Raw genomic sequence first — 10774 nt, forward strand, 5'->3', positions numbered from 1 at the left:
TCATGTGGATCGACGACGACAACAGCGAGGCGCTGGACCTGCCGAAGACCTACGGTGTCGACGACATTCCGGTCGTGATCCAGGACCGGCTGTTCGACGACGACGGCGCGTTTGTCTTCGCCATCAACCAGGGCGCCGTGTACGGCGACACCATGCTGGTCAACGGGACCTGGAGTCCGTTTCTCCAGGTCGAGTCGCGGCGCATCCGACTGAGACTGTTGAACGGCTCGAACGCGCGGATCTACTACATCGGCTTCGATGACAACCGCGTGTTCCATCAGATCGCCACGGACGGCGGATTCCTCGAGACACCCCTCCAGACCAACCGCGTGACCCTCGCGCCCGGCGAGCGGGCCGAGATCCTGGTGGACTTCAGCGATGGCGCCGAGGTGGTGTTGAAGAGCTTCCCGGAAGCCGGGTTTCTGGACACCATCGGGTCGTTTTTCGTCGGACTCGGCAACGGGCACCTGGAGCTGTTGAAGATCGTTCCCCAGCCGGCTAAACGCGCGTCCCACGCATTGCCGGGGCGCCTCAACACCATCCCCCGCATCAAGGCCTCGGACGCCGCCAAGACCCGTCCGATGGTGTTGGGAGGGCTACTACGGGACGGAACGCCGGCCGGACCGGGTAGGGGGCCGCCGATCAACGGCAAGTTAATGGACATGGGGAGAATCGATGAGGTCGTGCGATTGGGAGACATCGAGATCTGGGAAGTGAGCAATCCCGGCGGCCAGGCCCACCCTTTTCACATCCACTTGGTCCAGTTCCAGATTCTCGATCGCAACGGCCAACCGTCCGTTGGCGCCGAGCGTGGCTGGAAAGACACTGTCCTGGTGCCTGCCGATGATACCGTCCGCATCATCATGCCCTTCGATCGATATGCCGATCCCCAGGTCCCATACATGTACCACTGCCACATCATGGAGCACGAAGATGCCGGCATGATGGGCCAGTTCCTGGTCGTGGAAGACCCGGAGAAACTCGGCAGCCGGCCGAGAGATTCACAGGATAAGTAATGCAGGGGCGCGCCTGGCCTCTTCTACAGCAGCGACTCGCCGGTGTGGACAAATTTTACTTCTAACCCCATAATATCCGGATGCAGTATCCCCGGATTATGGCCGACCGGTTGCTCCGTCTCGCGGCGCACTTTCCGGCGGTGGTGGTCACCGGTGCGCGGCAGGCGGGCAAGACGACCCTGATGCGGGCCACCTTCCCGGATCATCACTACGTTTCCCTGGACCTGCCCACGACCGCCGATCAGGCCGAGCGCAACCCGGACCTGTTCCTGCACCACCATCCGGCGCCGGTTCTCATCGACGAGGTGCAGTACGCGCCCGGCCTGTTCCGCCACCTGAAGGCGGCCATCGATGAGCGTCGCCACGACATGGGGCGCTACATTCTCACCGGCAGCCAGAACTTCACGCTGATGAAGGGGATCTCGGACAGTCTTGCCGGCCGTTGCGGGATGGTCGAGCTGGAAAACCTGGCGCTGCACGAGATCAACGCCGTTACCCCGCCCGGCGACGACGCGGCCAGCCTCGCCGGACTGATGGCCCGGGGCCAGTTCCCGGAGTTGTGGCGCGCGCCGGAGTTGCCTGCGGCGGATTTCTTCGCCTCGTATCTGGCCACCTACCTCGAACGCGACGTCCGCCAGATCCTCAACGTGGCGAGCCTTCGGGACTTCGAGCGCTTCGTCCGCGTGCTGGCGGCGCGGTCGGCGGCCATGCTCAACAAGAGCGACGTCGCGCGGGACACCGGAGTGGCGGTGAAGACCATCGGCGAGTGGGTGAGCGTGCTCCAGGCGTCCGGCCAGATCGTCCTGCTGGAACCCTGGCACGTGAGCTTCGGCAAGCGCGTGGTGAAGACGCCGAAGGTCTATTTCCGTGACAGCGGCCTGCTCTGTTTTCTGCTGGGGCTCGACGCCTCCACGCTGCTCACGTCGCCGGCCCTGGGCGCCGTGTGGGAGACGTTCGTGTTCGCGGAGATGCGCAAGCTGAACGAAGCCGAGTCCGCCCCGGTCAACTTCTGGTACTATCGCGACCAGCGCGGCCAGGAGGTGGACTTCGTGCGCGACGCCGGCGGCGTCCTAAGCTTCATGGTGTGCAAGTGGAGCGAGCGGCCCACCCTGCGCGACGCGCGCGGCCTCCTCCGGGTGAGCGCCGGGCTGGCCGCGTCGAACAGCCCCTGGCGTCCCGGCCCCCACTACGTCATCGGCCGGCCCGTGTCGAGCCATTCCCTCGGTGAAGGCGTCGCCGCCGTGGCGCTACGCGACCTCCCTGCCATTGTCTCCGGGGACGCGCCTGCATGACCGGCCCACCGGATGTCGTTGCCTCTACGCGACCAAAGACGTAGTAATGGCACAGCCTGGGACATCGGCGTCCTTCGACTTCGCTTCGCTACGCTCAGGACGAACGGTTGTGCGGGCCATTTTCCCGTTCGTCCTGAGCCCTTCGACAGGCTCAGGACAGGCTTCGCGAAGCGAAGTCGAAGGACGCCATCACTTCAGGCGAGACGAGGGACGCAAACGAGGAGAAGCGCACATGGAATACCGCCAATTCGGTACCACCGACTACAAGGTGTCGCCCATGGGGCTCGGCTGCCTGAGCATGTCGGGCATGTACGGAGCGGGAGATGACGACGAGTCCATCGCCACGCTGCACCGGGCCTTCGAGCTCGGCATCAACTTCCTGGACACCTCCGCCAGCTACGGCAACGGCCACAACCACGTGCTCATAGGCAAGGCCATCAAGGGCCGGCGCGACCAAGTGGTGATCCACTCAAAGTCCGGCAGCCCACGGGCCGCCGATGGCACCGGCCTCGACGGGGGCAGTTCGCCCAAGTATCTCATCCAGACCTGCGAGGAAAGCCTGCAACGGCTGGGCATCGACTGCCTGGACATCTACTGCATGTCGCGAATCGACCCCGCCGTCCCGGTGGAGGAATCCGTGGGTGGCATGGCACGTCTCGTGGAGCAGGGGAAGGCCCGCTACATCGGCCTGTCCGAGGCCAGCGCCGACTCCATTCGCCGAGCGCAGAAGGTCCACCCCATCGTCTCGCTCCAGATCGAGTACTCGCTCTGGTCCAGGGACGCCGAGCAGGGCAACATCGACGCCTGCCGCGAGTTCGGCATGGGCCTCATGGCCTACTCGCCCCTGGGCCGCGGCTTCTTCGCCGGCGCCGTCCGTGACCTGAGCGATCTCTCCGAAGGCGACAACCGCCGCAACCAGCCCCGCCTCCAACCCGGCAACATCGAGCGCAACCTGGAATTGCTCGCCCAAGTGGACGAAGTCGCCAGCGACAAGGGCATCACCACCACCCAACTAGCCCTGGCCTGGCTCATGGCCCAAGGCCCGGACATCATTCCCATCCCCAGCAGCAAGAGCCGCAAGCACCTGGAGGAGAACGTCAAGGCCGTGGAGGTGGAGCTGACGGACGAGGACCTGCGGCGGCTGAACGCCATCCTGCCTTACGGTGCCGCCGCCGGCGATCGCACGCGGGATATGAAGCGGGTGAACGTGTAGTCCGTGGGGTCGAGCGATGCGCACCCCCGGCCACTTCCGGCGTTTCCAGGGCCTTCGCCAAACAAGCCCAGCCACCGCACGGAGCACGGGAGGCTTGACATCGGGCCAACTAGGTAATTACAGTAATTACGCTTAGATGGCCTCAAGGAGGGGGTCCGACGATGAAAAGGGTCGAGGCAACAGCCAAGAGAGACGTCAAGTTGGTCGCGGTGGGCAATTCAAAGGGAATCCGTCTTCCGAAGGCTCTCTTGCAGAAGTACGGATGGAGCGATTCCCTCGTTCTGGAAGAGTTGGAGGAAGGTGTGCTTCTTTACAGCCGGGAGAAGAACACGCTGTCGTGGACGGATACTTACCGCGCCATGGCCGCCGAGGAGGAGGACTGGAGCGATTTCGACGTGACAGTGGCCGACGGCGTGGAATGATGGCCACCTTTCCCGCGCGTTACGTCATCTACTTTGCCGACCTCAATCCCACGGTGGGTGGCGAGATCCGCAAGGTCCGGCCTGTAGTGGTTGTAAGCCAAAACGAGATGAATCAGTTCCTGGATACGGTCGTCGTCTGTCCTCTCACCACGGCACTGCACCCCGAGTGGCGGAGTCGGTTGCAGGTTGAATGTGCCGGGAAGAAAGCGGAGATTGCCGTCGACCAGATACGCGCGATAAGCAAGCAGCGGATAGCGCGCAGGCTGGACCGGTTGGCTGCCGAGGAAGCACGCAGGCTTCGACGCATCATCACGGAGATGTATGGGGGATAGCGGGAGGTTTGGAACCCGCCTTCACCCCTCAGGACATCAATCTTCCCCCCGACACGTTCAATGCCTCGCCGGTGGTGTGGGACGAGTCGCTCGACGCCAGGAACAGCGCGGCGTTGGCCACCTCTTCGTGCAGGGCGTGCTTCCGTAGCGGGGTGTGGGCCAGGACGCTTTCCCACAATTCCTCGAAGGTGACGCCGAGGCCCTTGGCGCGGTCCCGGTACATTTCCCGCAGGTCGGCCTCGTCCATGCCCCCGGGGCAGATGATGTTGGCGCGGACGCCGGAGGGGCCGGCCTCCTTGGCGATGGTCTGGGTCAGGCCCAGAAGGCCCCACTTGGCGGCGCACAGGGAGCCGCGCAGCGCCATTCCCTCGCGGCCGGCGGTGCCGGAGATGCTGACGATGCTGCCGTGCTTCTGCTCGATCATGACCTTGAGGGCTGCCTTGCAGCAGAGGAAGATCGCCTTGAGGTTGACGTTGAGGACGTTGTCCCATTCCTCTTCGGTGATCTCGTGCACCTGGACCATGGGGCCGCGGAAGCCGACGCTGTTGACGAGGATGTCGAGCCGGCCCCACCGCGCCACAACGTCCGCCACCATCCGCTCGACCTGCGCAAGGTCGGTGGCGTCGGCCGTGATGGCCACCGCTTCGCCGCCCTTCTCCCGGATGGCTTGAGCGACGCCGTCCAACTCGGTCTTCGTCCTCTCCAGGTCCACCAGGGCGATTTTCGCGCCCTCGCGGGCGAAGGTGTGGGCGATGGCTTCGCCGATGCCGCGGGCGCCGCCGACGATGACTGCTACCTGGTCTGCCAGTTTCATGATTCCTCCCAAAGACCCCTCTCCACCCCTGGATTCCCGCCCCCGATCGGGGTCGAGGGCAAGCTTGCGCGGGAATGACGAGTGCGGGGTTCAAGATTCATTTCGTGAGCCAATAATGTGTCTGATTTGTCGGGCGTCGAAGGTATCATCCTGGCCTCGCCCGCATCAAGCCGCCCCCAGCGCCGTCACCACCGCGATGACGCCGGCCACCGTCACGCCGGAGAAGATCGTGGTCCAGAAGACGATGTCGCCGGTTAGTTCGGCGTCGCCGTCGAGTTCGATGGTAAGGATGAGGGTGTTGACGGCGGTGGGGGCGGCGGCGCCGATGATGAGGTGGGCGCCGGGCCAGGGCCAGAGGCCGAAGGCGTAGACCGTGGCGCCGATGAGCGCCGGCAGGGCCAGGAGCTTGACGAACGCGATGGGCACGACCTCGCGCCAGCGGCGCCAGCGGGCTCCCCGCGCGAGCTGCGCGCCCAGGGCCACGAGCATCATGGGCACCAGCGCCCCGGACAACGAGCGCAAGGGGAACGAGACCACGATCGGCAGGAAGTCCGCTCCGTTGAACCACCGCAGGCGGATCTCCCGCAATACGAAAGAGGTCACCAGGGCGTAGGGGATGGGGAGCTTGAAGATGCCCAGGGCCTCACGGGCGCGGCCGCCTCTGGCCACCGCCAGCACCACGTAGCCCAGAAACCAGACCAGCAGGTTGCTGAGCATCACCACCAGGGCCTGCACGTGCAGGCCCGCTTCCGTGTCCGGCTGGCCCTGGAACAGCGTGCCGCCCTCGATGTAGAGCAGGTGCGCCACCGGGATGCCGAAGTTGCCGGCGTTGAACACGATGCTGCCGAGGATGACGGCGGCGACGGTCTTGTTGGGCGCGCGTACGGCGCGGCCGCTGGCGAACAGCAGCGACCCCAGGACGCCCAGGACGATCAGGAAGACCAGGGCGATGAGACCGATCTCCCTCCAGGGGATGTCGCTGTCGTAGATCTTGATTAGCAGGAACGACGGCACCAGCAGGTACATGCTGACGCGCGCGAGGGTCTCCAGGCTCAGCGGCTGGTAGCGCTGGAGCAGCGTGCCGAAGCCCACCATGAGCAGCAGCGGCAGCAGGATGTTGTAGAGGATCTGGCCGGTGTGGTGCAGCATCAGTCGGAAAACGGCGCGACCGGCCTGCGCGGGAGGAGAAACGGCGGCGCCTCGGGGATTCCGAGGAAACGGACCCCCCGAGGCGCCGGATAGGGACTACGCGACTAAAGGACTACCCCGCGGACTCCGCGAAGAACTTGCCGGGCATCTCGATGGGCGGCAGGGTCTTGTTCTCCTCCGAGTCGGAAGGGATTTCCTTGCCGTCGGGGCCGAGGCGCGCGTCGTCGCCCCGCGGCGGCTTGGCGTCGATGCCGCAGCCGATGCGCAGCACCACGAGGTTGCCGTCGCCGGTGTTGAGGTAGCGGTAGTAGGCGCCCTTGGGGATCATGATCCCCTGGTACTTGTCGATCTTCAGCTCGTTGCCCTTCTCGTCGAACACGGACATCTGGCCTTCCAGCACCACGAAGGAATGGTCCTCGTCCAGGTGGCAGTGGACCGCGTTCTCGCCGCCCTCGGAGTTGATCTTGGTGTGGATCCACATGTTGTCGGTCTTGGCCACGAGCTGGGTGACCCGGCCCTGCTGCATGTAGGGGGTCTTGAGCGAGTACCTGTAAGCCTTGGGGTGTTCCAGGACCTCTTGTTTCTCGGCGACTGCTTCCATGATGAACTCCTTTCCGAACTTTCCTGTTCTTTCCGAGATGGCGCCCTCTGACTTCGCGCCGCTCACGCGGCGCTACGCTCAGGCGAACGGCGCCATCTTAGTCGATCAAAATCCTCTCAGGCGTTGATACCCTCCAGCTTCAGGTCGTAGAGCCGCAGCACGTTCTCGCGCACCACCTTGCGGAAGATATCCTTCGGCAGATGGCCCAGCTCGTCGGCGATGACCTGGCGGGAATGCGGCCAGGTGGACGCCGCGTGGGGGTAGTCGCTGGACCACATGCAGGTCTCGCTGCCCCACCAGTCCAGCAGACGGCCCCCCGTGGGGTCGCTGAAGAAGGTGGCGTAGAACTGCTCGTTGCAGTACTCGCTGGGGAGCTTCTTCATGTGCGGCAGCGGCGCCCTGCTGGCGTGGCGCTTGAAGTACTTGTCCCACTCGTGGAGGTAGAACGGGATCCACGAGATCTCGTTCTCCACGTAGACGAACTTGAGGTCGGGGTAGTTGGACATGGGGCCGCCGAACACGAGGTCGAACAGCGTGTTGGCGGCGTCCGCCAGCTTCTGGTTGACGGTCATGCGGTAGATGTCCAGGCCGTGGCGCTCATAGCGGCTGTAGTTGAAGCCCGTCAGGATGTGGAGGTTGACGGGCATCTGCAGGTCCTGTGCCGCCTCCCAGAACGGGTTGTAGTGGTCGCTGGTGAAGGGAAGGTGCTCCGGCGGCACCTGCCAGATCAGGACGCCCACCAGCCCGGCCTTCTTGCAGCGCTCCATTTCCTTGATGGCGTTGTCGACGTTGTAGAGCGAGACCGACGGCACGCCCACGAGCTTGTCGGGGTGTACCTTGCAGTAGTCGATGAGCCAGTCGTTGGCGAGCTCGAAGCAGGCCTCCTGAAGCTCCGCGTCCTCCAGGGCGAAGAGACGCAGCCCCAGGGTCGGGTACAACACTTCGGCCGACACCCTGTCCACCGCCATCTCGTCCACCCGCGCGCCCGGGTCGTAGCCGCCGGGCTTCTCGCCGATGGCGTTCCGGGGCGGAAACTCGGGATAGCGGCCCTTGAAGCTCGCCGGCAGGTTGTTCACCCAGAGGTCCGTGGGCTCCATGATGTGGGAGTCCGCGGATACGATGATTTCTTCGGCCAGTTCCTGTTCGGTGCTCGTGGCGGTTGGCATGCTTACACTCAAGTTTCGTTCCTCCTCATTTGCTCGTCTGTTGAGGTACTTCTTATGCTTTTTTGGGCGGTTTTGTCCACCGTAGGCACGACCCCTCGTCCTCGTGATTCCGGGCTTGACCCGGGATACAGGGGCGGGGGAGTGGGAGGCGCGCCATGCACTCGGGAGTGCATTGTGCTATGAGGACTTCTGCACGCGTGGCGGGCGCGCACCCGCCGCCAAACTCACCATCGGAGGCAACTCATGACGACCATGATCACGGGCGCGGGGCTGGTGGGCTCCCAGATCGCGCGCATCCTTGTGCAGCAGGGCGAGAAGCCCGTCCTGTTCGATATTGCACCCAATCTCACCGCGCTGGCCGATGTTGTAGGGGACGTGGGCGCGGTCACCCTGTTCCGCGGCGACCTGCTGAACCCCTTCGACCTCGGCAAGGTGATCAACGAGCACGGCATCACCCGCATCATCCACACCGCGGCCTATCCCAACCTCGGCACCGGCGCCCAGGAGAACCCCTACGGGGCCATCCAGGTGAACATCATGGGCACCGCCAACGTGCTGGAGGCGGCGCGGCTCCACGGCGCCGAGCGGGTGGTCATGATCAGCACCGCGGCCGTGGCCCGGGGGATCGCCGGCGGCGAGGACAACGGCGACCACAGCAAGGAGGAGGCGCTGCCGCGGCCCAGCTCGTTCTATTCGGCCACCAAGCAGGCGGGCGAGAACCTGGGCTACAACTACGCGCGCTCCCACGGCGTCGACTTCCGCGCCGTGCGCTTCCCCAACGTGTGCGGCCCCTGGATCCCCGGCGGCGGCGGCCGCCCCAGCGCCATGTTCCGCACCCTGGTGGAGAAGTCGGTGGACGGCGTCGAGCACACCGTCCCGCCCGGCGTCATGGAATGGCTCTATTCCAAGGACGCCGCCCGCGGCGTGGTCCTGGCCCTCCAGACCGAGGGCGTCAAGAGCCGTGTCTTCAACCTCGGCGTCGGCAAGCCCTACGACAACCAGGAGCTCATCGACATCTTCAAGCAGGTGGTCCCCGGCGCCAAGCTCGGCATCGACGAAAGCGCCACCACCTCGCAGACCTCCTCGGTGTTCCTGGACATCACCCGCGCCCAGACCGAACTGGGCTTCGACGCCGAGTACGACATCCCGGCGGCGGTGTCGGACTTCGTGGGCTGGTACCGGCGGCTCAAGGGGAAGGGAAACTAAGGGAGACCTGAAGATGGCGTCCTTCGACTCCGCGCCGCTGGCGCGGCGCTACGCTCAGGACGAACGGTTGGAGGGACCAGCCACCGCTCGTCCTGAGCGTAGCGAGGTCTGCCGAGCGAAGTCGAAGGACGCCATCTCGCCTGCCGAGTTCATCGGCTCAATGCCGTGAAAAGCAAAGCCACGCAAAGGACGACCACCATGACCGATACCCCCGACTACGTCCCTCCCAAAGTCTGGAAGTGGGAACGCGAGAACGGCGGCCGGTTCGCCAATATCAACCGGCCCGTCTCCGGCGCCACCCATGAGAAGGAGCTGCCTCGCGGCAAGCACCCCCTCCAGCTCTACTCGCTGGGGACGCCCAACGGCGTCAAGGTCACGATCATGCTGGAGGAGCTTCTGGCGGCCGGGCATGGCGGCGCGGAGTACGATGCCTGGCTCATCAACATCCGCGAGGGCGACCAGTTCGGCTCCGGATTCGTCGGCATCAATCCCAACTCCAAGATCCCGGCGCTGGTGGACTACTCGATGCCCACGCCCACGCGGGTCTTCGAGTCGGGCTCCATCCTTCTCTACCTGGCGGACAAGTTCGGCGCCTTCGTCCCGGAGGACCCGTCGGAGCGCGCCGAGTGCCTGTCCTGGCTGTTCTGGCAGATGGGTTCCGCGCCCTACCTCGGCGGCGGCTTCGGACACTTCTACGCCTACGCCCCCTACAAAATGGAGTACCCCATCGACCGCTTCGCCATGGAGGTGAAGCGCCAGCTCGACGTCCTCGACAAGCGGCTGGCCGAGAACCGCTACGCGGCCGGGGATGCCTACACCATCGCCGACATGGCCATCTGGCCCTGGTACGGCGTGCTCACATTGGCGGACAGCCTTTACGGCGCGGCCGAGTTCCTCGACTCGCAATCGTACAAGAACGTGTTGCGCTGGCGTGACGAGATCGCGGCGCGCGATGCGGTGAAACGCGGCCGCATCGTCAATAAGAGCTCCGGCCCGCTCGATCAGCAACTCCGCGAGCGCCACGACGCCTCCGATTTCGAGTTGCGGACGCAGGACAAGCTCGAGGCGGCCGAGTAGCGTACCGGGGTCCGGCGAGTATTTCGATAGCGCGACGGCGAAGATCTACCTCGTCGCGTGCTCAGGTCGGATGAAGCCCCCTGGAACCCCCAAGTAAAGAGGAAAGGACGGGTGTCGTAGACTCCGGTGCCGACGTGCGTCGGGATTCAGCCGTCACCTGGCGCCGGCTGTTCGCCGTATTCTGGCGCATCGGAATCCTCTCCTTCGGTGGGCCGGCGGCGCAGATCGCGCTCATGCACCGTGTCCTGGTGGAGGAGGAACGGTGGCTCGACGAGCCAAGGTTCCTGGGCGCGCTCAGCTTCTGCATGCTGCTGCCCGGCCCCGAGGCCATGCAACTTGCCACCTACTCGGGGTGGCAGCTCCGCGGCGTGCCCGGCGGGTTGGCGGCGGGCCTCCTGTTCGTGGTGCCTGGCGCCTTGGTGGTGCTCGGCCTGGCGATGCTCTACGCGGCCGGAGGCCACCTGCCGCTGGTGGCCGCGCTGTTCC

General features: G+C 65.1%; 12 protein-coding genes. 8 read left to right on the forward strand and 4 right to left on the reverse strand.

What is annotated here, in order from left to right; genetic code table 11:
- From OXU42_04290 to OXU42_04310, 5 genes are all read left to right on the forward strand, one after another.
- Positions 1–1016: multicopper oxidase domain-containing protein (locus tag OXU42_04290; protein ID MDE0028610.1), on the forward strand; the 1016-nt coding region annotated here is incomplete at its 5' end.
- Positions 1017–1096: 80 nt separating this feature from the next.
- Complete coding sequence (locus OXU42_04295) at positions 1097–2308, forward strand: ATP-binding protein (protein MDE0028611.1); 1212 nt, start codon at positions 1097–1099, stop codon at positions 2306–2308.
- Between the two features lie 232 nt (positions 2309–2540).
- Positions 2541–3521, forward strand: coding sequence for an aldo/keto reductase (locus tag OXU42_04300; GenBank protein ID MDE0028612.1), 981 nt, complete (start codon positions 2541–2543; stop codon positions 3519–3521).
- A gap of 161 nt (positions 3522–3682) precedes the next feature.
- Positions 3683–3943 carry an AbrB/MazE/SpoVT family DNA-binding domain-containing protein gene (locus tag OXU42_04305; protein ID MDE0028613.1) on the forward strand — a complete coding sequence of 87 codons (261 nt, stop codon included), beginning with the start codon at positions 3683–3685 and terminating at the stop codon, positions 3941–3943.
- Complete coding sequence (locus tag OXU42_04310; protein ID MDE0028614.1) at positions 3940–4275, forward strand: type II toxin-antitoxin system PemK/MazF family toxin; 336 nt, start codon at positions 3940–3942, stop codon at positions 4273–4275. The genes OXU42_04305 and OXU42_04310 overlap by 4 nt, the downstream gene beginning before the upstream one ends.
- Positions 4276–4303: 28 nt before the next feature.
- Here the strand turns inward: OXU42_04310 and OXU42_04315 are convergent, their stop codons facing one another.
- The 4 genes from OXU42_04315 to OXU42_04330 all read right to left on the reverse strand — a co-directional run bounded on the left by OXU42_04315 (position 4304) and on the right by OXU42_04330 (position 8017).
- Entirely contained in the window at positions 4304–5089 is a 786-nt protein-coding gene (locus tag OXU42_04315; protein MDE0028615.1) for an SDR family NAD(P)-dependent oxidoreductase, read from the reverse strand.
- Between the two features lie 165 nt (positions 5090–5254).
- Entirely contained in the window at positions 5255–6238 is a 984-nt protein-coding gene (locus OXU42_04320; protein ID MDE0028616.1) for an AEC family transporter, read from the reverse strand.
- A gap of 112 nt (positions 6239–6350) precedes the next feature.
- The gene (locus tag OXU42_04325) at positions 6351–6839 is read right to left on the reverse strand and encodes a cupin domain-containing protein (protein MDE0028617.1); all 489 of its coding nucleotides are present in this window, start codon (positions 6837–6839) and stop codon (positions 6351–6353) included.
- Between the two features lie 116 nt (positions 6840–6955).
- The gene (locus OXU42_04330; GenBank protein MDE0028618.1) at positions 6956–8017 is read right to left on the reverse strand and encodes an amidohydrolase family protein; all 1062 of its coding nucleotides are present in this window, start codon (positions 8015–8017) and stop codon (positions 6956–6958) included.
- A gap of 231 nt (positions 8018–8248) precedes the next feature.
- Here OXU42_04330 and OXU42_04335 point away from each other — a divergent pair, with 231 nt between their 5' ends.
- The 3 genes from OXU42_04335 to OXU42_04345 form a co-directional block, all read left to right on the forward strand.
- Entirely contained in the window at positions 8249–9211 is a 963-nt protein-coding gene (locus OXU42_04335) for an NAD(P)-dependent oxidoreductase (GenBank protein ID MDE0028619.1), read from the forward strand.
- A gap of 198 nt (positions 9212–9409) precedes the next feature.
- The gene (gene yghU / locus OXU42_04340; GenBank protein ID MDE0028620.1) at positions 9410–10288 is read left to right on the forward strand and encodes a glutathione-dependent disulfide-bond oxidoreductase; all 879 of its coding nucleotides are present in this window, start codon (positions 9410–9412) and stop codon (positions 10286–10288) included.
- Positions 10289–10422: 134 nt separating this feature from the next.
- Positions 10423–10774 (forward strand): chromate transporter (locus OXU42_04345; GenBank protein ID MDE0028621.1); only part of this gene is annotated, 352 nt, incomplete at its 3' end.

This window comes from Deltaproteobacteria bacterium (assembly GCA_028818775.1).
Taxonomy (GTDB): domain Bacteria; phylum Desulfobacterota; class Binatia; order UBA9968; family JAJDTQ01; genus JAJDTQ01.

Coding starts and splice junctions, on each gene's coding strand:
- OXU42_04310 (MDE0028614.1), top strand. CDS start 3,940: ATGATGGCCACCTTTCCCGCGCGTTACGTCATCTACTTTGCCGACCTC.
- OXU42_04300 (MDE0028612.1), top strand. CDS start 2,541: ATGGAATACCGCCAATTCGGTACCACCGACTACAAGGTGTCGCCCATG.
- OXU42_04335 (MDE0028619.1), top strand. CDS start 8,249: ATGACGACCATGATCACGGGCGCGGGGCTGGTGGGCTCCCAGATCGCG.
- OXU42_04320 (MDE0028616.1), bottom strand. CDS start 6,238: ATGCTGCACCACACCGGCCAGATCCTCTACAACATCCTGCTGCCGCTG.
- yghU (MDE0028620.1), top strand. CDS start 9,410: ATGACCGATACCCCCGACTACGTCCCTCCCAAAGTCTGGAAGTGGGAA.
- OXU42_04305 (MDE0028613.1), top strand. CDS start 3,683: ATGAAAAGGGTCGAGGCAACAGCCAAGAGAGACGTCAAGTTGGTCGCG.
- OXU42_04325 (MDE0028617.1), bottom strand. CDS start 6,839: ATGGAAGCAGTCGCCGAGAAACAAGAGGTCCTGGAACACCCCAAGGCT.
- OXU42_04315 (MDE0028615.1), bottom strand. CDS start 5,089: ATGAAACTGGCAGACCAGGTAGCAGTCATCGTCGGCGGCGCCCGCGGC.
- OXU42_04295 (MDE0028611.1), top strand. CDS start 1,097: ATGCAGTATCCCCGGATTATGGCCGACCGGTTGCTCCGTCTCGCGGCG.